The organism is Parasphingopyxis sp., assembly GCF_052168295.1.
Classification (GTDB): Bacteria; Pseudomonadota; Alphaproteobacteria; order Sphingomonadales; family Sphingomonadaceae; genus Parasphingopyxis.
In genome coordinates this window covers 1-23,294 of record NZ_JBQLZN010000037.1, presented here as the reverse complement: position 1 = coordinate 23,294, position 23,294 = coordinate 1, and the positions used below count along the sequence as shown (strand labels likewise).

Here is a 23,294-nt window from a genome sequence, read left to right as displayed (position 1 = left end):
GGAGTTCGGCGGCTTAGTCCGCCGCGCCTGTCCGATAGCGCTCGAACCATGCAAGGATCGCCGAGGCCTTGGCCGCGCTTTGCGACGGGCGGGCGGCGAGGCCGCTATGGCTGGCGCCGGGCACGCGGATCAGCGTGGTCGGCACGCCTTCCATGCGGAGCGCCATATAATATTGCTCGGCCTCGCTGACCGGGGTCCGCTCGTCCTCGCCGCCGACCAGCACGAGCGTCGGTGTTTCGACATTGCCGACCAGCGATAGCGGCGAGCGCGCCCAATAGGATTGCTGATCCTCCCAGGGCAGCGCGCCGAACCAATATTGCGCCACGAAGACCGGAATGTCGGAGACCAGCGCCTGGGTCGTCCAGTTGATCACGGGCTTCTGCGTCGCGGCGGCGCGGAAACGGTTCGTTTTGCCGACGATCCAGGACGTCAGCACCCCGCCGCCCGACCCGCCGGTCACGAACAGCTGGTCCGGATCGACATAGCCATCGGCGATCACGCCATCCACGGCGCTCATCAGGTCGTGATAATCGTCGCCCGGATAGGCATGGTGGATGAGGTTTGCGAATTCCGCGCCATAGGAAGTCGAACCGCGCGGATTGACCGACAGCACAGCATAGCCGGCCGCGGCATAGAGCTGGTTGTCGGTCGAGAAATGCGGGCCATAGGCGGCGAACGGACCGCCATGGATTTCAAGAATCAGCGGATGGCGCTGTCCCTCGACATGGGTCGGCGGCAGGGTCAGCCAGGATTCGATCCTGCGCCCATCGACCGAAGAGGTCGTCTCGACGCGGCGGACTTCGCCCATCGTCTTGGTTTCGAGCAGGTTTGCGTTGAGCCGCGTCAATTGCCGGCTATTGCCGCCGCGCACGAGCACGACGTCCGCCGGCCGGGTCGCCGGGCCGCCCGTAATGGCGAGCGTGCCATTGTCCGAAACGCTGAACGCGCCGCCCGAATAGGGACGGTCGAGCGTCGCGCCGGTTAGCCCCTCGGCGACCGTACGGATGCCGCCGGACAGCGAAACCCGCGCGACCTTGGTGCCGCCAAGATCGTCATAGGCGATATAGATGGATCGGCTGTCGGCAGACCAGGTCGCCGCATCGACGCTGCGGTCGAGCGATCCGGTCAGCACGCGCCGGTTCGATCCATCGCGGTTCATTACATGGAGCAGCGTATTGTGATAGCCGAGCCGCTGATCGTCGAAGCCGAGCCAGGCGATATAGCGGCCGTCGGGCGAAACGGTGGGATTGAAATCGGGGCCGTCGCGATCGGTAAGCGCACTGATCGTGCTCGTCGCGACGTCGAGCGCATAGACTTCGCTCTCGATCGGGTCGAGCTCCCAATCGGCAGAACGGTTTCCGCTGAACAGGATCGTCCCGCCATCCGCCGTCCAGGACAGCGGACCGCCGTGATGGAAATCGCCGAAACTCAATTGCCGCGCTGCGCCGCCGTCCGACGGAATCACGAAGATCTGGCTGTATCCGGGCTGGAGATAGCCGGCACCGTCAGCGCGGTAGCGGATCGCGCTCGTCACTTCGAGCGGCTCGGCCCATTCCGCGCCTTCGGGCGTATCGGGCGCCGATCCGATCCGTTCCGCCTCGCCCGGCACGAGCATGTCATAGGCGATCCGGCTGCCGTCCGGCGACCAGGCGATGCTGCCGGGCGCGTTGGCGAGCCCGGTAAGCCGCACGGCCTCGCCGCTTTCCATCCAGCGTACGAAGAGTTGAGACGCGCCGCCTTCGGCCGACGAGATATAGGCGAGGCGGCTGCCGTCCGGCGACCAGCGCGGGCTGCTATGGGAGCCGGGCCCCGCGGCAATCGGCATCTGGTCACCCGAGCGCGTATCGACCATCCAGATCGTCGGCCGGAACTGGTCCGTCATGATATCGCCCGAGCGGCGGACATAGGCGACCCAGCGCCCGTCCGGGCTGATCTGCGGGTCTGCCGCGATTTCGAGCGAGAACAGATCCGCGCCGGTGAACACGCGTTCCGGTCCCGTATCCTGCAGCGCCAGCGCCGGCGCGGCGAAGAACAGCAGAATGGCCGCAAAAAGTCGCTTGATCATCGGCATCCCCATTTTCCGTTTTGCGGGATCGTAAAGCATATAGCGGCGCGGCCGACCATAGCGCACGCCGTAAACCGCAATCCGCTTCGACTAACCGCCCTTTCGGAACGGCGTCATCTCGCCAAGAAAGGCGATCTCGCGTTCGACGGCATGGCGCTCGGCAGCGAGGAAATCGGCGACAGCGTTGCGGAAACCGGCATCGGGGAAATAATGGGCAGACCAGGTTTTGACGGGGCGGTATCCGCGCGCGATCTTGTGCGATCCCTGCGCCCCGGCCTCCACCCGTTTGAGCCCGCGCGCGATCGCGACGTCGATCGCCTGATAATAGCAAAGCTCGAAATGGAGGAAGGGCACGTCCGCGAGACAGCCCCAATAGCGGCCGTACAGCGTATCCGCGCCGATCAGGTTGAGCGCCCCGGCAATCGGCGCACCGTCGCGCCGGGCGATAATGAGCAGTGTCCGGTCGCCCATCCGCTCGCCGAGCAGCGAGAAAAATTCGCGCGTCAGATAGGGCCGGCCCCATTTGCGCATGCCAGTATCCTGGTAGAAATCCCAGAATATATCCCAATGGTCTTCGGTCAGGTCGGCGCCGGTGACATGTTCGATCTCGAGGCCCTCGACGGCCCGCCGCCGCTCCTTGCGGATCGTCTTGCGCTTGCGCGAGGAGAGCGCGCCGAGAAAAGCGTCGAAATCGGCATAGCCGTCATTTTCCCAGTGAAACTGCGTGCCCTCGCGGATCAGCCAGCCGGCATTTTCGAACCAGACGATCTCGTCTTCGGCGATGAACGTCGCATGGGCGGACGACATGCCATTGTCGCGCGTAATCGTTTCGAGCGCCGCGATCAGCGCCGGGATGCGGCCCGTGTCCTTGGCCAGCAGCCGGCGCCCCGGCACCGGCGTAAACGGCACCGCGACTTGGAGCTTGGGATAATAGCGCCCGCCCGCCCGCTCCCAGGCATCGGCCCAGGCATGGTCGAACACATATTCGCCCTGGCTATGGCCCTTGGCATAGGCGGGCGCGACGGCGTCGAGCGTTCCATCGGCGCCCGCGATCGACACGGGGAGTGCCTGCCAGCCGGTGCCGGGCGCGACGCTGCCCGATTCTTCGAGGATCGACAGGAAGGCGTGGCTGAGAAAGGGATTGTCGCCGCCCGCGCAGGCATCCCATTGCGCGGCGTCCAGCGACCGGACGCCATCGGCAATATGTGCGACGAGCGGTTCGGGATCGCCCTCGCTCATGGGTTCTCGTAGATGATCTGGTCGGCGCCCTCGGCCGCGCAGGCCCGCTCGCCCTCGGTCCGCACCGTCCAGGTGACGACCGGCACGCCCTTCTCGCGCAGCGAATCGGCGAAGGCCGAAGGCAGATCGCGGACGTCATAGGCGAGGAAATGCGGCTCGGCGCGAAACACCGAGAGCGACCGTTGCATCGCGCCTTTCAGCCGCGCGGCCAGCGTGATCTCGTCATGCTCGGTGACCACGAGTCCGCGCACGATGTCGGGGGCATTGCGCGCAAACCAGCGCCCGACCTCGGGGTTGAACGACATCACCGCCGCCTCGCCGTCATAATCGGCCAACGCATCCGCAACCGAGCGGCACAATTTCTTCACCTTGCGGTTCTTCGCCTTGAGTTCGATCAGCACCGGCGCGCGGCCGTCGATCAGCGCCAGCATCTCGGTCAGCCGCGGGATCGTCTCGTCGCTGTCCTTGAACTTGATCTTTTCCAGCTTTGCCGCCTTGCGCTCGATCACCGGGCCCGATTTTCGCGTCAGTCGATCCAGCTCGTAATCGTGGAACACCATCGCGACGCCGTCCTTGCTGACTTGGACGTCCGTTTCGACGCCATGGCCGGCGGCGATTGCGGCCTCGAAGGCCGCGCGGCTGTTCTCCACCACGTCCGGCCCGTGCAGCCCGCGATGGGCATGCGGCGTACGCGTGAGAAAGCCGAGATCAGCCATCGGACACCGCGACGATGGCATCGATTTCGACCGCAACGCCGAGCGGCAGGACCGGCACGCCGACCGCGCTGCGCGCATGGCGGCCCTGTTCGCCGAAAATCTCCTGCATGAGTTCCGACGCGCCATTGGCGACCTGCGCCTGATCGGTGAAACGGGGATCGGAATTCACGAACACGCCGAGCTTCACGATCTGCGCGACGCGGTCGAGATCGCCGAGCGCCGCCTTCATCTGGGCGACCAGCATCGACGCGCAGGCGCGCGCCGCCATCTGGCCGAATGCGATATCGCGATCCTCGCCAAGCCGGCCGCGCATCAGTTCGCCGGCATCGTCGAACGGCAACTGGCCGGAGATATGCAGGAAGCCGTGCTGCTCGACGGCGGGGACATAGGCCGCCACGGGCGCTGCCGGCTTGGGCAGGGTCAGGCCGATTTCGGCCAGCCGCGCTTCGACGGTGCCGCTCATGCCGATTCTCCTTCCGTGATCCGATCGATAATCCAGTGCCGGGCCTCGTGCCAGTCGTCGATGCGCGCATGGGCATGGTCGGCGGGCGGCACGTTCGGCGCGAGCGACGGCTCGGCGATCATATGCAGCCGCCAGACATGCGGGGCCGTGCGCGCGACCGATTCATGATGCACGCCGAGATCGTCGACGAACAGCGCGACCGACGGCGCATGGTCTGCCAACAACTGTTCGACCTTGTCGCCCTTGCCGCCCTGATTGGTATGGACGGGGAATTCGATCCCGAAGCGGCGGAGCTGCTGCGCCCGGGCGTCGCGAAATTCGTCCTGCAGGTTCGTCAGGATCACGACTTCGGCATATTCCGAGATCGAGACCAGCGCCTCGCTGGCTCCCGGCACGATCGTCTGGCGGTGCATCTCCGTATCGAAAAAACCGTTCAGGAGCGGCCAGATCTCCTCGCCCTTCAAAGGCGGGCTGCCGTCGCGCGGCCGGACCGCATCGATGAAGTTGCCGCCTTCGAGCACGAAATCGAGATCGTGCGCCTCGTCCAGCCAGTCGCCGAAATGGCTGACCATGTGCAGCAACACCTCGTCGCAATCGCAGATGACGAGCGGACGATTCATGTTTCCAATTCCCTTCGGGCCATTACCAGCGTCTCAGGTGGCGATCCGATGGCCTCCGCGCAAGCGAGGAGATCGGGCTCATGGGCTTCGAGAAAGCGGAGTATGGCCGCGAGCGTCGCCGGTTCGCCGAGTGCGCCCCGCAGATGATCAGCGGTAAGCCCGGTCAGGGCGAGCAGCCGCTGAGCCCGGTCTTCTTCGCTCAGCGTCCAGGCGAGCGCGCGCAGCGCCAGCGCGGCGGAATCGCCATCAGCGTTTGTATCGCTTCTCGTCATCGCCTAGACATTTTCCCGAACAATGGATCGGGGTGGGACGTGGCGAAAAAGGTGCTGGTTGTCGAGGATAACGACCTCAACCGAAAACTTTTCTGCGATCTGCTGCGCGCGCATGATTATGAGCCCGAACCGCTGAGCGACGGGCGCGAGGCGCTGGCGACGGCGAAGGCGAAAGCGCCGGACCTCATCATCATGGATATTCAGATGCCGCATGTCAGCGGCCTGGACCTGATCGGCGAATTGAAAAGCGATGCCGGGCTTAAAGCCATCCCGATCATGGCCGTCACCGCCTATGCGGCCAAGGGCGACGAAGAGCGTATTCGCGAAGCGGGCGCGGAGAGCTACATCTCCAAGCCGATATCGGTCGTCAAATTTATCGAGGAAGTGAAGACGCTGGTCTGAGCGCCGGCACGGTTTGCGAAGAAGGCAAACCTATTTGATCTTGGCTTCCTTGAACTCGACATGCTTGCGCGCGATCGGATCATATTTCCGCATGACCATCTTTTCCGTCAGGTTGCGCGGATTCTTCTTCGTTACATAGAAGAAACCCGTACCTTCGGTGCTGACGAGTTTGATTTTCACGGTCGCCGGTTTGGCCATGACCCTAACCTTTTCGATTACATGCTTTGAAGGGCGCGAAGGACACAGTCGTCATCGCCTGCCCGAAGCGCGGCCATCTGCCCTCCCGGAGCCCGATTGTCAACCCGGTGCAGCTGCCCGCCGCCGATTAACGCTTTGCTAACCATAAGGGCGCACAACGGTATCGCGACAGCAAGGAGCGAGGACGATGCAGCTTCACGAAGACGCTAACATGCCGGTCGGCGCGGACCTCTACACGCAGATCGAGCAGCTTGAACAGAATTGCCGTTCGATGACGATGCCCGCACTCCACGAAGCGATTGATGAAATCCGCGCAAAAGCGACCGCGCACGGCCTCGTCGCACTGGAAGGCATCGCGCACGCCTTTGAACGGTCCATCGCCCGCAATCGCGACGCCACGGCCTTCGGCCTCTATTTCGATCAGCTCAAGCTCGCCACCGGATGCGTCGATGCCGATGGCGACGAGGCGCGCGACGCCATGCTCGCCGCGATATCGGTGCGCCTGACCGGTTAGCCCGGCCCGCGATGGACGATCTCTTCCTCCCCCTGATGGCCGCGGCGCTCGCCGAATGGGGGGACAAGACCCAGATATTGGCGATGCTCCTTGCCGCGCGCTTTCCGCGGCCCCTTCTCGTATTCCTCGGCATCGGCGCGGCGGTTATCGCCCATATGAGCCTCGCGGCGTTCGGCGGGTCGCTGCTGACGACGATCATCACGCCCGACGCGATCCAGCTGTTTCTCGCGCTCGGCTTCCTCTTCGCCGGGGTCGCCGCCTTCCTGCCCTTCGCCGATCCCGACGTTGACGGTTATTGGAACATCGGCGCGGTCTTCACGAGCTTTTTCGCCTTTCTCGCCGCCGAGTTCGGCGACAAGACGCAGTTCATCACCGCCGGGTTCGGCGCGACGTCGGCCAGCTGGCCGTTCACGGCAACGGGCGCGACGCTCGGCGTGCTGATCGGCATCGCGCCGGCAATCCTGCTCGGCACGGCATTGCGCGATCGGGTGCCGCTGACACTCATTCGACGGTCCATCGGCGGCCTGTTCCTGTTTATTTCATCGATACTTGCGATCAATGCGCTTTCATTGATTTAGATAGTCGATCACAGCGACCGGGAGATTTTGCCCCAAAGGACACGGTTTTCCGGGACCCAAATGTCTATATGTGCGTTGAAGACGACGAATAGTAAGAACGCATAACAGGAGGCATTTATCATGGGTGAAGCCAATCTCGCCACACCGACCGATCTGAACGACAACCAGCTGAAAGACGTCGCCCAGGCGCTTAACGGCATTCTGGCAGACAGCTACGCGCTGTATCTGAAGACCAAGAATTTTCACTGGCACGTCTCGGGCCCGCATTTTCGCGACTATCACCTGATGCTCGACGAACAGGCGGCGGCGATCCTTGCCACGACCGACGACATCGCCGAGCGCGTACGCAAGACGGGCGGCACGACGCTGCGCTCGATCGGCGACATCGCGCGTCATCAGACGATCAAGGATAATGACGAAGACTATGTGAGCCCGGCCGACATGCTGAGCGAGCTGCGCGAAGACAATCTGAAGCTCGTCGAATCGCTGCGCGAAGCGAAGGAAGCGGCCGAAGCCGCCGGCGACAATGCGACGGACGGACTGCTCGACGACTGGACGGATCAGGCCGAAGAACGCGCCTGGTTCCTCTTCGAGGCCGGCCGCAACGCGTAATTACCGGTTTATACGGTGCCAAAGGGGCTGGTCCGTGGGGCCGGCCCCTTTTTCATTGCCCAAATGGCGCCTCTAGTATAAAAAGAAGACCGAGGGGAGGCTCGGTCTATGAAAAAGCTTATCGTCCTGATGGCGCTCTTGCTGCCGTCGCCGCTGCTGGCCGAGAATGTACGCACGCTCGGCGACGGCACGTCGCCGCCCGCCACGCTGGACCAGATCGCCTGGCTCGAGGGACGCTGGCAGGGCACGGGGCTTGGCGGCGAGAGCCATGAGGCGTGGTTGCCCGCGGTCAACGGCCAGATGGCGGGCATCTTCCACCAGACCAGCGACGGCGAACTGCAATTCTACGAGATCCTGCAGTTCGTGGAGCGCGAGGGATCGCTCGTCCTGCGGCTCAAACATTTCAATCGGGATCTGTCCGGCTGGGAGGATAATAGCGCGGAATCGGCGGTCGAATTCCCGCTCGTCGCGATCGAGGGCGAGACCGCCTATTTTTCGGGGCTCACCTATGAACGCGCCGGCGAAGACGGGCTGAACATCTATCTGCGGCTACGCAGCGGCGACGAAACCCGCGTCGAAACCTTCGCGCTGACCCGGATCGAATAGCCCTGCCCTAGCGGATCGCGGCCGGCCGCTCCTATATGACTGGTCATGCGCCGTTTCGCCCAGCTTCTCGACCGGCTCGTCTATACGCGCTCGCGCAATGCAAAGTTGCGGCTGATCGGCGATTATCTGCAATCCACGCCCGATCCGGACCGGGGCTGGGCACTCGCCGCCCTGACCGGCGCCATCGACATACCCGGCGTCAAGCGCGCGGCGGTGAACGCCATCGTCAGCGAACGCGTCGATCCGGTGCTCTTCAGGATGAGCCGGGACTATGTGGGCGACACGGCAGAGACGGTTTCGCTGATCTGGCCGACGCGCGAACTGGCAGACGGCGACACTGCGGATCTGGGGCTTGCAGCCGTCATCGAGCGGCTGCTCGCATTGGGCCGCGCCGATGCACCGGCGGCGCTCGCCGACATGCTCGACCGGCTCGATCCGCCCGGCCGCTACGCGCTCCTGAAACTGGCGATGGGGGGGCTCCGCGTCGGCGTCTCGGCCCGGCTCGCCAAGACGGCCTTCGCCCAGGCCTTCGATCTCGACGTCGAAGCGGTCGAAGAAGTGTGGCACGGGCTGAAACCGCCCTATCCCGAACTGTTCGCCTGGGCGGATGGCGGCGAACAGCCATCGATCGAGGACATTCCGGTGTTCCGGCCCTTCATGCTCGCGCACCCGCTCGGCGAGACGCAAGTGTCGATGGATGAGTTCGCCGCCGAATGGAAATGGGACGGCATTCGCATTCAGCTCGTCCATGTCGCAGGGGAAACCCGGCTGTTCAGCCGGACGGGCGACGATATCTCGCACAGCTTTCCTGATATCGCCCAGGCGTTTCGCGAAGCGGGCGCGCTCGACGGCGAATTGCTCGTGCGCGGCGATGCACAAGGGGGTGCCGAGGGCGGCGCGGCGAGCTTCAACGCGTTGCAGCAGCGATTAGGGCGCAAAAACGTGTCGGCGAAGATGCAGGCCGACTATCCGGCCTTTGTCCGGCTCTACGATATCCTGTTCGACGGCAGCGAAGATCTGCGCGATCTCACCTGGACGGAACGGCGGCAGCGGCTTGAGGCGTTTGTACCGCGCCTGCCCGACGACCGCTTCGATTTGTCGTCGACGATCGACGCGGACGATTTCGAGGCGCTGGCGGCACTGCGCGACGGCGCACGCGATGCCGCAATCGAGGGCGTGATGCTGAAACGCCGCGACAGCGCCTATCTGGCGGGCCGCAAGACCGGGCTCTGGTACAAGTGGAAGCGGGATCCGCTGATCGCCGATTGCGTCATCATGTATGCCCAGCGCGGCTCGGGCAAGCGATCGAGTTTCTATTCCGACTATACCTTCGGCTGCTGGACGGCGGACGGCGAACTGCACCCGGTTGGCAAGGCCTATTCCGGCTTTTCCGACGATGAACTCAAATGGCTCGACCGTTTCGTGCGCACTAACACGGTCAACCGGTTCGGTCCCGTACGCGAGGTCGAAAAAACGCTCGTCGTAGAGGTCGCGTTCGATTCCATCCACGCCTCCAAACGCCACAAATCGGGTCTCGCCATGCGCTTCCCCCGCATCTCCCGCCTGCGCCGCGACAAACCCGCGCACGAGGCAGATACGATCGCGACGCTGAAAAACATGATCGACTAGGCGACGGGATTGCCGCATCTATGATCTCGATCACAATGGTCGAGGAGCGAGTGACTATCAGCCGGATTGCCGCCATGGTGGCGGTGCCGATCGAGGCGATCCGCATTGCGACATACACCGTTCATCGCTGATACAGAACGGTTCGTCGATAGGGGTGACGGGTCGTACATAATGAGGCGGAGCCGAGCGGCTCCATCGACAGGGAGAATTTCAATGCCGACCCAGTTTTCCAGATACGCCCTTGCCGCCGCGCTTCTCGTCGCGCTGCCCGCGAGCGCCAACGCCCAGACGCCATTAACGCCCGGCGGCCCTGCCCAGGGCGAGCTGACGCGCGAAAGCGAACGCGTGACGACCAACGACTATTATCTCGACAGCTACACGGTCACCGGCGAGGCTGGCGACAGGATCGCGATCGCGATGCAGTCCGACGATTTCGATACGCTGCTCGAACTCGGCCAGATGGAAGGCGATCAGTTCATGCAGATGTTCGTCGATGACGATGGCGGCGAAGGGCTGAACTCGCGGCTCATCTTCACCTTCCCGCAAAGCGGCACCTATGTCGTGCGCGCCCGGACATTCGGTCCGGACTCGATCGGCAACTATACGATCGAAGTCACCGAGCTGCCGCCGCCCCCGCCGCCGCCCGACCCGATCCGCATCCGCCCGGGCAGCACGGCCGATGGCGTGCTGACCATGGACAGCCCGACCTATGTGTCGGACAGCTATGGTGTGGAGGGCCGGCATTACGCGCTCTACGAACTGCGCGGCCGCGCGGGCGATACCCGCACGATCACGCTGCGGTCCGGCGACTTCGACGCGTTCCTTGAAGTCGGTGGGATGACGCCGCTCGGCTTTGCCGTGTCGGAAAGCAATGATGACGGCGCGGCGGGCGACGGGGAAGAGTCGCTGGGGCTCGACTCCCGGCTGACGGTTACCTTCCAGCAATCGGGCACGCTGATGATCCGCGCGACGACACTCGGCGGCGGTGCCACGGGCACCTATTCGCTGACTGTAGAATAAGGTTAATTATTCCTAATCGGAAGAGCTCGGCGCCGGCCATCGGCCGCCGGGCTTTTCTTTTGTTTGCAGGCGCTTGGACACCCACCGACTGATGCAAAAATGCATCAGTTCGCCGCATGGAAGCCGGTGGCCAAACGGCGAAAAGCTCTGATTCCAGAGGCTTCCGAAGGTCCGCGGAAAAAACTTGCTGAATCCCGGCGCGAGCGTCAGAAAAGCAACCAGAGTTTACTATTCCGTGACTTCCAAAAAGGGGCATCGACAATGTCGGTAAAATCCAATCGTTTTCTCTCACTCGCGACGAGCACCGCCTGTGGTGCGATGGCGCTCGCGCTCGCTACGCCAGCCCAGGCGATCGTTCCCAATGACAATTTCACGCCGGATGAAATTATCGACGACACCGGCTTTAACGGCGTCGGCATGTTCTTCCGCAATGACGGGTTCGTGTGCTCGGGTACGCTGATCAATCCGCGTACGGTGCTCTTCGCCGCGCACTGCGTGAACGACCGCCCGGAAAGCGATTACGGAACGATCATCCGCTCGGCCTTCTCGTTCGACGATGATGCGCTGCCCGGCTTCATCGATTGGATCAACAACGGCTTCCGTTCGAGCAACGAGCTTGGCGTCTACGACATCGCACGGATCTCGTACGATCCGCGCTCGCTGGACGATCCGAACGCCTTCGGCTTCCTCGAAGCCGATATCGCGCTTGCCAGCCTCGCCATGCCGGTCGGTACGGAACTCGATCCGGCAACGCAGACCCTTCAATCGATCATTCCGACCTGGGCGCTGCTCTTCTCGCCGCTTCCGACGCCGGACAGCATCGATCCAGTCGATGGCACGGGCTATCATGTGAATATCACCGGCTATGGCCGCTCGGGCAGCGGCACGACCGGCGCTTCGCAGGGCATCGACTGGCGCCGCCGCGCGGCCGAGAACATGCTCGGCGCGCTGACCTCGTTCGACGAGCGTAACCAGTTCCTGTTCGGCAATCCGTTCGGCGATCTGCCGCAGAGCCTGTATCGCCTCGATTTCGACGATCCGAACAAGACCAATCCGTTCGACTTCAACCTCTACAAGGACGAACCGCGCGAGCGCGAAGCGACGACGGCCGGCGGCGACTCCGGCGGTCCGCTGATCCTCGACGCAGCGAACAACGATCTGTCCGACGAAGATCTCCAGATCGGCGTTCTCTCCGGCGGCAGCCGGTTCTTCGGCCCGCAGGTCTTTTCGAGCTATGGCACGGAAAGCTTCTATCAGCCGCTCTATCTCTATTGGGATTATATCGTCGCAACGAACCCGTATCGCTATGTCAGCGCGGTCGAGGGCGACGGCAACTGGGAAGACGCCAGCCACTGGGTCACCGAGCTCGATCCGATCTACCGGATCATAGACGACACGGGTGCGGTCGTTAACGGCCTGCCGAGCACGCCGGGTCTTGGGCCGGAAGGCGGTTCGCCCGATTTCGGCGAAGTCTGTTTCGACCCCGAAGGCGCCAACCCGGGCGATGGTTGCCAGGATCTCGAAAGCGGCGATCCGACACCGCCAGCCCGCGAAACCGGTGGTACGGTCGTTTCTGGCATCGGCACGGCCAATGTCGACGATCTGCTGAACCCGAATGTCAGCCCGGATTCGGGCGACGAAGGCGAGGCTGTCGCTGCGAATGCGGCTCCGGCGGCCGGTACGGAAGCATCGGCAAGCGCGCCGGGCACCCGCGCCGGTATGATCATGGGCGCCGAGCATCAGTCGCAGAACGGCGTCGAATTCGCCATCGAAGCACCGCACAATGGCGTCGACCTGGTCGAGAACCAGCCGCATGATGGCGACGGCGCGGAGATGGCTGAGGAGCAGCCGCAGGGTATCAATGGCGGCGGACCCGAGTTTGCCGACACGCCGAACCCGGCGCCGACGCTCGACAACGGCCTTCCGGGCGCAACCGGTTTCGTGCCCGATAACATCAATGACGATGTCGCCGCGGGCATCAACGGCCGCTATTTCGACGTCACGCTGAGCCGGGCCGGCACGACGACGCTCAGCAGCGCTGTCACGATCGACCGCCTGACGGTCACCGGCGCTGCCGGCCTGAATGTCGCGACCGGAGGGGATCTGACCTCGCTGATCGACATCACCCAGACGGGTGGCATGATCAATGTCGACGGATCGCTGAATACGCTCGGCGACTTCCTGATGGTTACCGGCGTACTTTCCGGCACCGGCACCGTGCAGACGCCGTTCCTGACCAACGTCGCGGGCGGCATCGCACCGGGTACGATGGGCACGATCGGCACGCTGACGGTTGACGGTAATCTGATCCTCGCATCGGGCTCGGTCCTGATGATCGATCTCAGCACGGCACCGGCTTCGGATGTCGTCGCCGTTACCGGCGCCGCCAATCTCGGCGGAAACGTGGCCTTTGGTGCGGTGCCGGGTTCGATCTTCACCGAAGATACGACCTACACCTTCCTGACCGCAGCTGGCGGCGTTACGGGCACGTTCAACGACGGTACGCTCAGTGCCATCCTGCAGCCGGTGTTCAGCTACACCGCGAACAGCGCACAGGTAACGATCGACATCGGCACCTATGCGAGCGTCGTGGATCCGGCGTCAGCGGTGCAGACTTCCTATGCGTCGATCCTCGACGACAATCGCAGCCGGGCCGGCGGGTTCCCCGAAATCTACGGTTTCCTCGATTTCGCCGATGCCGCGACGATCCAGTCGACGCTCGAAGGGCTCGCTCCGCTCACCGAAACGACGCGGACCGCGCTTGGCATGGCCGCGACGGAGAGCATGTCGCGCTTCTACCGGGATCGCATCCGGGCCGCGCGCTCGGGCGGTTTCCAGGGCGGCACGATCGCCTCGATCGGCCAGCCGATCCAGGTCGCGGCAGCCGGCAATCTCGGCGCGCCGTGGCAGAGCCAGGTCGCGATGGACAACCATGAAGGCTCGATGAGCGAACATGGCGGTCTCGACGAAACCATGGCCATCTACCTCGCCGGCGGCTTTATCGACGGCAGCTCGCGGGCCATGCCTGCGGCGATCGCAACGGGCCGCGACAATTTCGACGGCTATTTCCTTGCCGCCGGTATCGAGCATATGGCGAGCCACAATGTGCTGATCGGTTACTCGCTCTCCTTCTCCGATCTGGATGCCGATGCGTCGGCCGGCCAGACGGCCGATGGCAAGCTGTGGCAGGGCACGCTGTACGGCTCCTGGGAAATGTCCAACGGACTGGTTCTCTCGGGCCAGGCGAGCGCCGGTGTGTTCGACAACCAGACGCGGCGCACTGTCGCAGTCGGGCCGAACACGTTCAACCTGCAGCTTGACGAAGATGCACTGGCGGTTTCGGCTGAGGTCATGCTCGGCAAGGAATTCCAGTCGGGTGCGATCCAGTTCACGCCGAACGCGGCCCTGCGCTACGGCTATCTGGGCTTCGGCAACTCGTCCGAAACGGGCGGTGGACCGGCCATGCAGTTCCGCCGCGGCGCGACGCTCGACAGCCTGCAGGGCCGCCTGGGCATCGACGTGACGGCCAACACGGGTTCGTTCCGCCCGCGCTTCAATGCCACCTATGTCCACGATTTCGCGGACACGCCGGCTGTCTTCCTCGCCAACTTCGTCGGCGGCAGCGGCGGCGCCTTTGCCCCGTTCGCCCTCGGCGTGGCGCAGGACAGCAACTGGGTGGAAGTCAGCGGCGGTCTGCAGTTCGTGACCGACAACTTCGACATCGACTTTGCGGTCGACAGCACGATCTGGCGCAATGATGTGCGCAACCAGACGTACCGCGCGACGGCGACCTTCCGCTTCTAGGAAAGGCGCCCCAGCTAAAGAAAAGGGCTCCGGCAGACAATCTGCCGGAGCCCTTTTTCATGCGCGATCCGCGTTGCCGCGAACCCCGCTATCGCTTGGTCGCTAGTCGTGCTTCGGCACGAGATTGACAGCGGCATGCTTGCCGCGCCGGTCGACCTCCAGTTCGAAATCGAGCCGGTCGCCTTCGTTGAGCGTCGGCATACCGGCACGTTCCACGGCGCTGATATGCACGAACGCGTCGGGCTGGCCGTCGTCGCGCTGGATGAAGCCGAAGCCCTTCATCGTGTTGAAGAACTTCACGGTGCCGCTCGCCTTCTCGCCGGTAAGCTGGCGCTGCGGTCCGCGATCCTGCCGATCGGGAACCGGCAGCGGCTCGCCGTCGATCACGAGATCGCTGGCCGAAACCTTGCCGTTGCGGTCGACGAGATTGAAACTCAGCGGCTGGCCTTCGGCGAGGCCGGTCAGTCCGGCGCGCTCGACCGCGCTGATATGCACGAAGACATCGTCGCCGCCATCGTCGCGGACGATGAAGCCGAATCCTTTTTGCGCGTTGAAGAATTTGACGACGCCCTTGCCTTCGCCGACGACCTGGGCCGGCATCCGGTCGCCACCGCCGCCGCGATAGCCACCGCCACCACCGCCGCCGCCGCGATCTTCATAGCCGCCGGATTCGCGGAAACCGCCAAACCCGCCCGGTTGTTCGTTATAGCCCTGGTAGTTTTCGTCGCCGAAACTGTCGCGCTTATCCCGCCGGCGTCCCCGCCGGTCCCTGTCGAAACTCATTTGTCCTAAGGTCTTCCTGTTCGCCCAAAGCTCTAAATCGAAGGAGCTCGCGCAGGGCGATGCGCGCCAACTTCATGGCACGATTCAGCCGTGCCGCGATTCGGTATAGCCGAAATCAGCCTGTTTCGCGAGCGATTTACGCCAGCCAGGTGCCCGGATTGGGCATCGGCTCCCTGTTCAACGCCCGGATCAGCGACATGATCGAACGGATCAGCAGCCAGACCAGTGCGAGGAGCAGGAGCGGGAAACCGAGCAGCGCGCCGATTATCGTAAAGATCAGGATCACGGCGAACAGCGTCGTCCCGGCCCAGAGCAGGAAAGTCATGATATGATAATCATAATGCGAAGCCTCCCACGGCTCGCCCGGCTCGGACTTCCAGACCAGCGCAAGAATGAAGGCGACGAGCCCCGTCAGGCCAAGCACGACGCTCGACAGGTACAATGCCGAGATGATGACCGGGCGATTGGTATCGGATGCGGCCGCTCCGCGGGCGGCGCCCGTGGACGTCTCGCGCGGCGGCTCTGGCGCATCGTCGCTGCGTTCTTCGCCGGTTTTCAGGCGCACGGTCTCGCGGTCCTGGCGTGGCGGCCGCGACGTATTGGGTGCCTCTACTTCGAGCTTGCTGCCCCGTTCGCGATCGTCGTTCATCCTTGTCACCCGTTCTGCGCCAAATCGCTCCCGTTTCTGCCCGGTCATCGCCGTCAAGGCAATGCGCCGAACCATTGAGCGGCCGCCGCTTTGCGCCTATGTGCGCAGGCATGACCGTATATTTCCACGAAGAAGACCTGCCCGCCGACGCCATCGGCCCGGGCGCGATCGCCGTAGACACCGAGACGATGGGCTTGCAGACGCCGCGCGACCGGCTGTGCCTGGTGCAGCTTTCGGACGGCGACGGGGACGAGCATCTGGTGCGCTTCGCGCCGGACAGCGATTATGCGGCGCCCGTCTTGAAGGCGCTGCTCGGCGATCCGGAGCGGCTGAAACTCTATCATTTCGCCCGGTTCGATCTCGCGGCAATCGAGCATTATCTCGATGTCGTGGCCGCCCCCGTCTATTGCACGAAGATCGCATCGCGGCTGGTGCGCACCTATACGGACCGGCATGGCCTGAAGGAATTGTGCCGCGAGCTGCTCGGCGCGGAAATATCGAAGCAGCAGCAATCGTCCGACTGGGGGGCGCCCGATCTGAGCGACGCGCAGAAGGACTATGCCGCCTCCGACGTCCGTTTCCTGCACCGGCTGAAGGACGAACTCGATACCCGGCTGAAGCGCGAGGGCCGCATGCATCTCGCCCAGGCCTGTTTCGATTTCCTGCCCCATCGCGCCCGCCTCGATCTCGCCGGCTGGCCCGAGATCGACATTTTCGCGCATGTCTGAGGCAGCCCGCGAACAACGCGATCGGCGGCAGGATTGGGCCGCGCCGGGCGGCCGGCACGACAGGATCGTCAAATATCTGCAGTTCATACTGCCGAGCGCCGTGGGCATACTCGCGGCGTTCCTGGCGATGGCACCGCTCCAGAAGAGCAACGAGCTAAGCTTCCTCCTGTCGCGCGATACGGTGGAAGTCGCCAATGAAAGGCTGCGCGTGGAGGCCGCCCGCTACAGCGGCATAGACGGCGTGGGGCGCCCGTTCGAACTGAATGCCGCCTCGGCCCTGCAGCGCAGCTCGGCGACGCCGATCGTCGAGCTCGACGATATGTCCGCGCAACTCGAGCTGGAGGACGGCCTCGCCTTCATCGTCGCCAATCACGGCCTGTACGATCTGGAGGAGGAAATCGTCACGATCGACGGGCCGCTCGAATTCCGCGCCGCGGACGGATACCGGCTGCGCACGAGCAATGTGCTGGTCGAGCTCAGCGAACGCGAGATGCGCAGCGCCGGAGAAGTCGACGGCGAAATCCCGCTCGGCGCGTTCAGCGCCGAGCGTATGCGCGTCGACCTGCCGAGCCGGACGGTATTTCTCGACGGCCGCGCACGCTTGCGGATCGTGCAAGGGGCGGGCAGATAGCGGCCATGGCCAAACCCTTCCTCGCCCCGCTCATCACCGGATTCGCCCTGGCGATGCTCGCAGCCGTGCCGGCGTCCAGCCAGTCGGCGTTGAGCGGCATGAACACGAATGCGCCGGTCGATGTCGCGGCCGACCGGATCGAAGTGCAGGACCGGGCCGATCGGGCGATCTTTTCCGGCAACGTCCAGGTCCGCCAGGGCAATCTTTCGCTCGACGCCGCGCGGATCACCGTCGCCTATACGGGCAGCGTTACCGGCGGCGTCGAAGTACAGCGGCTCGATGCGAGCGGTGGCGTGGTGGTGCGCAGCCCCAGCGAGACGGCGCGCGGCCAGTTCGGCGTCTACGATCTCAATCGCCGGCTGATCACGCTGGTGGGCGGAGTTGAGCTCAACCAGAACGGCAATGTCATTCGCGGCGGGCGGCTCGTGATCGATCTGAACAGCGGCCGCGCCGTAATCGACGGACGCTCGCAGGGCGCAGACGGCATTGTCACGGAAGGAACGCCAAGCGGCCGTGTGACCGGCCGCTTCACGGTTCCCCAGCGCGGCAATTGATGCCGCCCGGCCGACGGGCCGGATTTCCGGGAAAAACCTGTTGAAACTGCCGCCCCGCTTTCCAACATGCATGGATAATGCCAGATAGCGAAACGATGAACAAAGCGGAGATCATAGAACCGCCCGCGGCGCCGGAGGGGCTCGATTCGGAGACCGAAGGCCTGTCGGTCATCTCGATCGCCAAATCCTATGACAAGAAGCAGGTCCTGTCGGACGTTTCCCTGCATATCGGGCGCGGTCATGTCCTCGGCCTGCTCGGCCCCAATGGCGCGGGCAAGACGACCTGCTTCTATTCGATCATGGGTCTCGTCCGGCCGGATTCGGGGCGGATCATGCTCGATGGCGCGGATATCACGGGCCTGCCCATGTATCGCCGCGCGATCCTCGGCCTCGGTTATCTGCCGCAGGAAACGTCGATCTTCCGGGGGCTGAGCGTCGAAAAAAATATCTCTGCGGTGCTCGAAATGAGCGAGCCCGATCCCGCAGCCCGCGCGGAACGGCTCGAACAGTTGCTCGAGGAGTTTTCGATCGGCCATTTGCGCGATTCGTCGGCCATGGCGCTGTCGGGCGGCGAAAGGCGACGCTGCGAGATCGCCCGAGCGCTGGCCGCGAACCCCTCGATCATGCTGCTCGACGAGCCCTTTGCCGGCATCGACCCGATCTCCATCGCCGATATTCGCGATCTCGTGGCCGACCTCAAGAACCGGAATATTGGCGTGCTGATCACCGACCATAATGTCCGCGAAACGCTCGGGATCGTCGATCAGGCCTGCATCATCTATGACGGCAAGGTGCTGTTTTCCGGCACACCGGACGATCTGGTGGCCAATGACGAGGTACGGCGGCTTTACCTCGGCGAAGGGTTCCAGCGTTAGGGTGCCGGGATGGCACTAGGACCACGCCTCGACCTTCGGCAGAGCCAGTCTCTGGTGATGACGCCGCAGCTCCAGCAGGCGATCAAGCTGCTGGCGCTGTCCAACCTCGAAATCGAAGGCTTTATCGCCGAGGAGCTGGAGAAGAACCCGCTGCTCGAAACCGCGAGCGAGGAAAGCCGCGAGGCGGCGGCGCCGAGCGAAGGCGACGGTTTCGAGGACACGCCAGACCCGGCCACCGCGGACAGCCTGCTGCAAAACGGCGGGGCCGACGACGAGGCGCGGCTCGACATCGAGGAGAGCGCGCTATCGGACGACACGGGTTCGGATGCCGGCATGGACGGCGCGCTCGGCATGGGCGGCATCGCCGGCCATGCGGGCGGCGAAGACGGGCCCGATCTCGATCTGCTCGCCGCGGACGAGGTTTCGCTGCACGATCATCTTTTGGCCCAGGCCGGCAGCGCGCTATCCGGGCAGGAGCAAATGATCGCCGGCCAGCTTATCGAGCGGATCGACGAAACCGGTTATCTGCGCGCCGATCTGCTGCGCCTGTCGCATCAGCTCGGTGTACCGGTCGCGATGCTGGAGGACGTGCTCGAAACGATCCAGACATTCGAACCGACAGGCGTCGCCGCGCGCGACCTCTCCGAATGCCTGGCGATCCAGGCGCGGGAGGCCGATCGTTACGACCCTTGCATGGCGAAGCTGATCGACAATCTCGATCTCGTCGCGCGCGGCGAGCTCGGGCGACTCAAGCGGATGTGCCGGGTGGACGACGAGGATATGGCCGAAATGATCGCCGAGCTGCGCAATTACGATCCCAAGCCCGGCTGCCAGTTCGGCGGCGAGCCGGTTCAGGCGGTCGTGCCCGACATTTTCGTGGCGGAGCGCAAGAAGGGCTGGGCGATCGAACTAAACAATGCGACGCTGCCCAAGCTGATCGTCAACCGCAGCTATTATCACGAACTGTCCGAAGCCGGCGACGACGAGGAAAGCCGCGCATGGCTCAACGAGTGCCTCGCGAACGCGAACTGGCTGACCAAGGCGCTCGATCAGCGCGCGCGCACGATCATCAAGGTCGCCGGCGAACTCGTCAAACGCCAGGCGGATTTCTTCCGCAAGGGCGTGACCCATCTCAAGCCGCTGACATTGCGCGAAATCGCCGAGGCGATCGACATGCATGAATCGACCGTCAGCCGCGCGACGTCCAACAAGTATCTCTCGTGCGAGCGTGGGCTGTTCGAACTCAAATATTTCTTCACGAGCGGGATCAGCACCGGCACGGACGGCGAAGCGGCATCATCGGAAGCCGTGAAGAGCCATATCCGCACGCTGATCGAGAATGAGGACAAGATCCTCTCCGACGACAAGCTCGTCGCGCTGCTCAAGGAACAGGGGTTCGATATCGCCCGGCGCACGGTCGCCAAATATCGCGAGGCGATGGGTATCGGTTCGTCGGTCGAACGCCGGCGTCAGAAGAAGCTCGCCAACCGCGCGGCGTAAATTCGCGCGTCAGCCGGATCGTTTGGCGCCGCTCAGAAAATACCAGACGACATAGCCGATCAGCAGCAATGCCAGCCCGTACAGCACCATCGACACGACGGAACGGACGATGGCGACGGCCACGACGATCAGGATGATCGCGGCGACGATGGACAGAATGATCCGCAACACGTTTATTCTCCACCTACTGTATTACGCACATAATACATCGGGCCGCAGGTTTCAAGAATGCTCGTCCGGGTCCGTATCCACGCTCTGGGCGAGCAGCTTGTCGATCTTGCGTCCGTCCATGTCGACGACCTCGAAGCGCCAGCCGTCCGTCTGAAAGATTTCGCCCGTCGTCGGCAATCGTTTCAGGACCGACAGGGCGAAGCCGGCGACGGTCGCATAATCGCGGTCTTCCGGCAGGTCGATTTCCAGTTTTTCGGCCATATTGTCGGCCGAAAGCGATCCGGAGAACAGCCAGCTGCCGTCCGCGCGCTCGACATAGGCGGGATCGGTGCCGACCTCCTGGTCGGATACGAACTCGCCCGCGATCGCGATCATCAGGTCGAGCGGCGTCATGATCCCCTCGAAATGCCCATATTCGTCATGCACGAGCGCCATGGGCACATCGGATTCGCGCAATTCCTCCAGCGCATCCATCGCATCGACCTGATCGGGGACGATCGGCGCCTGGCGCATCAGTTCGCGCAGATCGAGCGAGCGGCCCTCGAACAGCGCGGAGACGATATCGCGCGCCTGCACGACCCCGATAATCTCGTCGATCGACCCTTCGGCGACCGGCAGGCGTGTGTGCGGCGTGGCAAGCAACGCCTCTCGAATTTCATTGGGGCTGGACGAGGCCTCGATCCAGTCGACTTCCGTGCGCGGCGTCATCACCTCGCGCACCGGCCGGTCGGCGAGCCGGACCACGCCGGAGATGATCGCCCGCTCGCTTTCCTCGATAACGCCAGACTTGGTCGCTTCGGCAACCAGCATGTGCAGCTCTTCGGCTGTCACGCGCGACTGGGACTTGCGGCTCATCCGGAGCAGGCGGAAGATCAGCGCGCTCGTGCGATCGAGCAGCCAGACGAGCGGCGCGGTAAGCGTCGCGAGCGAGCGCATCGGTATCGCGATGACGACGGCGATGCGCTCCGGATTGCGCAGCGCGAGCTGCTTGGGCACCAGTTCGCCGATCACGAGCGACGCATAGGTGGTGAGGATGATGACGAGCGCGAAGCCGAGCGTTTCGGCGAGCGACGGTTCGACGCCGATATAGGCCAGTCTCTCGCCCACCGGCCCGCCAAGGCTCGCGCCCGAATAGGCGCCGGCGAGGATACCGATCAGGGTGATGCCGATCTGGACGGTCGACAAGAACCGGCCCGGCTCAGCCGCCAGATCGATGGCCGTCTGCGCACCCGGCCGACCATCCTTCGCCAGCGCCTGCAACCGCGCCCGGCGCGAGGAGACGATGGCGAGCTCGGACATCGCGAACACGCCGTTCAGGAACACCAGCGCGAGGATGATGCACAGATCGAACCAGGGAAAGGGAGATAGGTCGGGTGGCATGATGGGACCGCTCCCGCTCATTGCCCGCTTTTCGCAAGCGGGACAAGCATGCGATCAGCTTCTGTTCACGATCGACAGGGAACAAGCGCGTCAATGCGGGGGTTGATGCCGTATCGCATGGGAAATGAGGAGGACGACAATGAGACTTTCCAAGGGGCTATTGGCGGGAACCGCGGCCATCGCTGTGCTCGGCACGACAGCCGCCTGCACGACCAACCCGCAAACGGGCGAACAGCGCATTTCGCGCGCCGCCATCGGCGGCGTCGCAGGCGCGGTCGGCGGCTATCTGATCGGCGATCTCGTCGGCGGACGCCGCGACCGGACCGAACGCATCGTCGGCGCGGGCCTCGGCGCGGTCGCGGGCATCGCGATCGGCACCTATATGGACCGCCAACAACGCGAGCTGGAAGAAGCGACTGCGGGCACCGGCACCAATGTGATTCGCGAAGGCGACAATCTCTACCTGCAGATGCCGGGTTCGGTGGCCGAATTCGACGTCGATTCGAGCCAGATTCGCCCGCAATTCCGGGCAACGCTTGACGAGATCTCGCAGACCCTCGCCAGCTATCCGGAAACCTATATCGATGTGTACGGCCATACCGATTCGGACGGGTCGGACGCCTATAATCTCGATTTGTCGAACCGGCGGGCACAGTCCGTCGCCAGCTATCTAGCGAGCCGTGGCGTCAACCGCGCGCGCATCGCCACCGAAGGGTTCGGCGAAAGCCAGCCCATCGCCAGCAATGCGACGGCAGCGGGCAAGCAGCAGAATCGCCGCGTCGAGATCCGGATCGTGCCGATCACCCAGCAGGATGTGAACGCCGTCGGAGACTGATTTGTCAGACTAGACGTGCCGTTCGAGCGCGGCACCCGACGCTGTTTGTCAGACCTTCGCTTCGCTCAGGCGCGGCACCGGCCCACTCCCCCTCCCGACCTCCCAATCAGGATACACTCTTGGGAGGTCGGGAGGGGGAGTGGGCGGGTGCCGCGAACTTTCGCCAGAAAGTTTCTGACAAAGAACCCTAACGCCGCTCGGTGAAAAACTCGGTCAGCAGCGCCGCCGCCCGGTCCTCACCGATACCAGCGAAAATTTCCGGACGATGGTGGCAAGTCGGTTGTCCGAAAAAGCGCGGGCCATGCTCGACCGCCCCGCCCTTGGGATCGGACGCGCCATAATAAAGCCGGTCGATACGCGCATGGGCGATTGCGCCCGCGCACATCGCGCAGGGCTCCAGTGTGACCCACAAATCGCATCCGTCGAGGCGCCCGGTCCCGCGCGCCCCGA

At 64.0% G+C, this 23,294-nt stretch carries 26 protein-coding genes; 14 read left to right on the top strand and 12 right to left on the bottom strand.

The features are described from left to right. Positions 1–13 precede the first annotated feature (13 nt). The 6 genes from ACTS1Z_RS06425 to ACTS1Z_RS06400 form a co-directional block, all read right to left on the bottom strand. Complete coding sequence (locus tag ACTS1Z_RS06425) at positions 14–2,065, bottom strand: prolyl oligopeptidase family serine peptidase (RefSeq protein WP_442623623.1); 2,052 nt, start codon at positions 2,063–2,065, stop codon at positions 14–16. Positions 2,066–2,155: 90 nt separating this feature from the next. Beyond that, entirely contained in the window at positions 2,156–3,304 is a 1,149-nt protein-coding gene (locus ACTS1Z_RS06420) for a GNAT family N-acetyltransferase (protein ID WP_442623622.1), read from the bottom strand. Next, positions 3,301–4,020, bottom strand: coding sequence for a glycerophosphodiester phosphodiesterase family protein (locus ACTS1Z_RS06415; protein ID WP_442623621.1), 720 nt, complete (start codon positions 4,018–4,020; stop codon positions 3,301–3,303). The genes ACTS1Z_RS06420 and ACTS1Z_RS06415 overlap by 4 nt, the downstream gene beginning before the upstream one ends. After that, entirely contained in the window at positions 4,013–4,483 is a 471-nt protein-coding gene (locus ACTS1Z_RS06410) for a RidA family protein (RefSeq protein ID WP_442623620.1), read from the bottom strand. The genes ACTS1Z_RS06415 and ACTS1Z_RS06410 overlap by 8 nt, the downstream gene beginning before the upstream one ends. Next, complete coding sequence (locus ACTS1Z_RS06405; RefSeq protein ID WP_442623619.1) at positions 4,480–5,103, bottom strand: HAD family hydrolase; 624 nt, start codon at positions 5,101–5,103, stop codon at positions 4,480–4,482. Before ACTS1Z_RS06405 ends, ACTS1Z_RS06410 begins: the two co-directional genes overlap by 4 nt. Then, positions 5,100–5,375, bottom strand: a complete 276-nt coding sequence (locus ACTS1Z_RS06400; protein ID WP_442623618.1) for a DUF3572 family protein — start codon at positions 5,373–5,375, stop codon at positions 5,100–5,102. Before ACTS1Z_RS06400 ends, ACTS1Z_RS06405 begins: the two co-directional genes overlap by 4 nt. A gap of 39 nt (positions 5,376–5,414) precedes the next feature. Between ACTS1Z_RS06400 and ACTS1Z_RS06395 the strand changes: the two genes are divergently transcribed. After that, on the top strand, positions 5,415–5,777 hold the full coding sequence (locus tag ACTS1Z_RS06395; RefSeq protein ID WP_442623617.1) for a response regulator: 363 nt from the start codon (positions 5,415–5,417) through the stop codon (positions 5,775–5,777). Positions 5,778–5,807: 30 nt separating this feature from the next. On the opposite strand, the gene rpmG is transcribed toward ACTS1Z_RS06395, so the two are convergent. Then, entirely contained in the window at positions 5,808–5,975 is a 168-nt protein-coding gene (rpmG, locus tag ACTS1Z_RS06390) for a 50S ribosomal protein L33 (protein WP_442623616.1), read from the bottom strand. Positions 5,976–6,162: 187 nt separating this feature from the next. Here rpmG and ACTS1Z_RS06385 point away from each other — a divergent pair, with 187 nt between their 5' ends. The 7 genes from ACTS1Z_RS06385 to ACTS1Z_RS06355 all read left to right on the top strand — a co-directional run bounded on the left by ACTS1Z_RS06385 (position 6,163) and on the right by ACTS1Z_RS06355 (position 14,738). Then, positions 6,163–6,489, top strand: a complete 327-nt coding sequence (locus ACTS1Z_RS06385; RefSeq protein ID WP_442623615.1) for a hypothetical protein — start codon at positions 6,163–6,165, stop codon at positions 6,487–6,489. An 11-nt stretch (positions 6,490–6,500) separates the two neighbouring features. Then, complete coding sequence (locus ACTS1Z_RS06380) at positions 6,501–7,067, top strand: TMEM165/GDT1 family protein (protein ID WP_442623614.1); 567 nt, start codon at positions 6,501–6,503, stop codon at positions 7,065–7,067. 120 nt (positions 7,068–7,187) lie between these two features. Then, the gene (locus ACTS1Z_RS06375; RefSeq protein ID WP_442623613.1) at positions 7,188–7,679 is read left to right on the top strand and encodes a Dps family protein; all 492 of its coding nucleotides are present in this window, start codon (positions 7,188–7,190) and stop codon (positions 7,677–7,679) included. 108 nt (positions 7,680–7,787) lie between these two features. Then, the gene (locus ACTS1Z_RS06370; protein ID WP_442623612.1) at positions 7,788–8,285 is read left to right on the top strand and encodes a DUF6265 family protein; all 498 of its coding nucleotides are present in this window, start codon (positions 7,788–7,790) and stop codon (positions 8,283–8,285) included. Positions 8,286–8,330: 45 nt separating this feature from the next. Continuing rightward, entirely contained in the window at positions 8,331–9,914 is a 1,584-nt protein-coding gene (locus tag ACTS1Z_RS06365) for a cisplatin damage response ATP-dependent DNA ligase (protein WP_442623611.1), read from the top strand. A 213-nt stretch (positions 9,915–10,127) separates the two neighbouring features. Continuing rightward, entirely contained in the window at positions 10,128–10,934 is an 807-nt protein-coding gene (locus ACTS1Z_RS06360; protein ID WP_442623610.1) for a hypothetical protein, read from the top strand. 261 nt (positions 10,935–11,195) lie between these two features. After that, positions 11,196–14,738 (top strand): autotransporter domain-containing protein, encoded by a 3,543-nt coding sequence (locus ACTS1Z_RS06355; RefSeq protein ID WP_442623609.1) that lies wholly within the window; start codon positions 11,196–11,198, stop codon positions 14,736–14,738. 102 nt (positions 14,739–14,840) lie between these two features. Here ACTS1Z_RS06355 and ACTS1Z_RS06350 read toward each other — a convergent pair whose 3' ends face one another. Together ACTS1Z_RS06350 and ACTS1Z_RS06345 are read right to left on the bottom strand one after the other, a co-directional pair. Then, the gene (locus ACTS1Z_RS06350; RefSeq protein WP_442623608.1) at positions 14,841–15,521 is read right to left on the bottom strand and encodes a cold-shock protein; all 681 of its coding nucleotides are present in this window, start codon (positions 15,519–15,521) and stop codon (positions 14,841–14,843) included. A 136-nt stretch (positions 15,522–15,657) separates the two neighbouring features. Beyond that, positions 15,658–16,170 (bottom strand): DUF4870 family protein, encoded by a 513-nt coding sequence (locus ACTS1Z_RS06345; RefSeq protein ID WP_442623607.1) that lies wholly within the window; start codon positions 16,168–16,170, stop codon positions 15,658–15,660. A gap of 110 nt (positions 16,171–16,280) precedes the next feature. Between ACTS1Z_RS06345 and ACTS1Z_RS06340 the strand changes: the two genes are divergently transcribed. The 5 genes from ACTS1Z_RS06340 to rpoN all read left to right on the top strand — a co-directional run bounded on the left by ACTS1Z_RS06340 (position 16,281) and on the right by rpoN (position 20,458). Then, complete coding sequence (locus tag ACTS1Z_RS06340) at positions 16,281–16,898, top strand: ribonuclease D (RefSeq protein WP_442623606.1); 618 nt, start codon at positions 16,281–16,283, stop codon at positions 16,896–16,898. Further along, entirely contained in the window at positions 16,891–17,529 is a 639-nt protein-coding gene (locus ACTS1Z_RS06335) for an LPS export ABC transporter periplasmic protein LptC (RefSeq protein WP_442623605.1), read from the top strand. Before ACTS1Z_RS06340 ends, ACTS1Z_RS06335 begins: the two co-directional genes overlap by 8 nt. A 5-nt stretch (positions 17,530–17,534) precedes the next feature. After that, a complete protein-coding gene (locus ACTS1Z_RS06330; RefSeq protein WP_442623604.1) occupies positions 17,535–18,083 on the top strand; it encodes an LptA/OstA family protein in 549 nt (182 codons plus the stop codon). A gap of 95 nt (positions 18,084–18,178) precedes the next feature. Further along, positions 18,179–18,958, top strand: a complete 780-nt coding sequence (lptB, locus tag ACTS1Z_RS06325) for an LPS export ABC transporter ATP-binding protein (protein ID WP_442623603.1) — start codon at positions 18,179–18,181, stop codon at positions 18,956–18,958. A gap of 9 nt (positions 18,959–18,967) precedes the next feature. After that, complete coding sequence (gene rpoN / locus ACTS1Z_RS06320) at positions 18,968–20,458, top strand: RNA polymerase factor sigma-54 (RefSeq protein WP_442623602.1); 1,491 nt, start codon at positions 18,968–18,970, stop codon at positions 20,456–20,458. A 9-nt stretch (positions 20,459–20,467) separates the two neighbouring features. Here the strand turns inward: rpoN and ACTS1Z_RS06315 are convergent, their stop codons facing one another. Together ACTS1Z_RS06315 and ACTS1Z_RS06310 are read right to left on the bottom strand one after the other, a co-directional pair. Further along, a complete protein-coding gene (locus tag ACTS1Z_RS06315) occupies positions 20,468–20,629 on the bottom strand; it encodes a hypothetical protein (protein WP_442623601.1) in 162 nt (53 codons plus the stop codon). 51 nt (positions 20,630–20,680) lie between these two features. Beyond that, entirely contained in the window at positions 20,681–22,009 is a 1,329-nt protein-coding gene (locus ACTS1Z_RS06310) for a hemolysin family protein (RefSeq protein ID WP_442623600.1), read from the bottom strand. Between the two features lie 139 nt (positions 22,010–22,148). Between ACTS1Z_RS06310 and ACTS1Z_RS06305 the strand changes: the two genes are divergently transcribed. Next, positions 22,149–22,844: an OmpA family protein gene (locus ACTS1Z_RS06305; RefSeq protein ID WP_442623599.1), complete on the top strand. Its 696-nt coding sequence runs from the start codon at positions 22,149–22,151 to the stop codon at positions 22,842–22,844. Between the two features lie 187 nt (positions 22,845–23,031). Here ACTS1Z_RS06305 and ACTS1Z_RS06300 read toward each other — a convergent pair. Continuing rightward, a partial coding sequence (locus ACTS1Z_RS06300) for a nucleoside deaminase (RefSeq protein ID WP_442623598.1) occupies positions 23,032–23,294 on the bottom strand: 263 nt, incomplete at its 5' end.

What these genes read in the sequence shown, in the direction of transcription:
- ACTS1Z_RS06350 (WP_442623608.1), bottom strand. Translation starts at nt 15,521, where the DNA reads ATGAGTTTCGACAGGGACCGGCGGGGACGCCGGCGGGATAAGCGCGAC.
- ACTS1Z_RS06345 (WP_442623607.1), bottom strand. Translation starts at nt 16,170, where the DNA reads ATGAACGACGATCGCGAACGGGGCAGCAAGCTCGAAGTAGAGGCACCC.
- ACTS1Z_RS06425 (WP_442623623.1), bottom strand. Translation starts at nt 2,065, where the DNA reads ATGATCAAGCGACTTTTTGCGGCCATTCTGCTGTTCTTCGCCGCGCCG.
- ACTS1Z_RS06305 (WP_442623599.1), top strand. Translation starts at nt 22,149, where the DNA reads ATGAGACTTTCCAAGGGGCTATTGGCGGGAACCGCGGCCATCGCTGTG.
- ACTS1Z_RS06405 (WP_442623619.1), bottom strand. Translation starts at nt 5,103, where the DNA reads ATGAATCGTCCGCTCGTCATCTGCGATTGCGACGAGGTGTTGCTGCAC.
- ACTS1Z_RS06335 (WP_442623605.1), top strand. Translation starts at nt 16,891, where the DNA reads ATGTCTGAGGCAGCCCGCGAACAACGCGATCGGCGGCAGGATTGGGCC.
- rpmG (WP_442623616.1), bottom strand. Translation starts at nt 5,975, where the DNA reads ATGGCCAAACCGGCGACCGTGAAAATCAAACTCGTCAGCACCGAAGGT.
- rpoN (WP_442623602.1), top strand. Translation starts at nt 18,968, where the DNA reads ATGGCACTAGGACCACGCCTCGACCTTCGGCAGAGCCAGTCTCTGGTG.
- ACTS1Z_RS06310 (WP_442623600.1), bottom strand. Translation starts at nt 22,009, where the DNA reads ATGCCACCCGACCTATCTCCCTTTCCCTGGTTCGATCTGTGCATCATC.
- ACTS1Z_RS06330 (WP_442623604.1), top strand. Translation starts at nt 17,535, where the DNA reads ATGGCCAAACCCTTCCTCGCCCCGCTCATCACCGGATTCGCCCTGGCG.
- lptB (WP_442623603.1), top strand. Translation starts at nt 18,179, where the DNA reads ATGAACAAAGCGGAGATCATAGAACCGCCCGCGGCGCCGGAGGGGCTC.
- ACTS1Z_RS06415 (WP_442623621.1), bottom strand. Translation starts at nt 4,020, where the DNA reads ATGGCTGATCTCGGCTTTCTCACGCGTACGCCGCATGCCCATCGCGGG.
- ACTS1Z_RS06400 (WP_442623618.1), bottom strand. Translation starts at nt 5,375, where the DNA reads ATGACGAGAAGCGATACAAACGCTGATGGCGATTCCGCCGCGCTGGCG.
- ACTS1Z_RS06370 (WP_442623612.1), top strand. Translation starts at nt 7,788, where the DNA reads ATGAAAAAGCTTATCGTCCTGATGGCGCTCTTGCTGCCGTCGCCGCTG.
- ACTS1Z_RS06340 (WP_442623606.1), top strand. Translation starts at nt 16,281, where the DNA reads ATGACCGTATATTTCCACGAAGAAGACCTGCCCGCCGACGCCATCGGC.
- ACTS1Z_RS06380 (WP_442623614.1), top strand. Translation starts at nt 6,501, where the DNA reads ATGGACGATCTCTTCCTCCCCCTGATGGCCGCGGCGCTCGCCGAATGG.
- ACTS1Z_RS06360 (WP_442623610.1), top strand. Translation starts at nt 10,128, where the DNA reads ATGCCGACCCAGTTTTCCAGATACGCCCTTGCCGCCGCGCTTCTCGTC.
- ACTS1Z_RS06365 (WP_442623611.1), top strand. Translation starts at nt 8,331, where the DNA reads ATGCGCCGTTTCGCCCAGCTTCTCGACCGGCTCGTCTATACGCGCTCG.
- ACTS1Z_RS06385 (WP_442623615.1), top strand. Translation starts at nt 6,163, where the DNA reads ATGCAGCTTCACGAAGACGCTAACATGCCGGTCGGCGCGGACCTCTAC.
- ACTS1Z_RS06375 (WP_442623613.1), top strand. Translation starts at nt 7,188, where the DNA reads ATGGGTGAAGCCAATCTCGCCACACCGACCGATCTGAACGACAACCAG.
- ACTS1Z_RS06420 (WP_442623622.1), bottom strand. Translation starts at nt 3,304, where the DNA reads ATGAGCGAGGGCGATCCCGAACCGCTCGTCGCACATATTGCCGATGGC.
- ACTS1Z_RS06410 (WP_442623620.1), bottom strand. Translation starts at nt 4,483, where the DNA reads ATGAGCGGCACCGTCGAAGCGCGGCTGGCCGAAATCGGCCTGACCCTG.
- ACTS1Z_RS06355 (WP_442623609.1), top strand. Translation starts at nt 11,196, where the DNA reads ATGTCGGTAAAATCCAATCGTTTTCTCTCACTCGCGACGAGCACCGCC.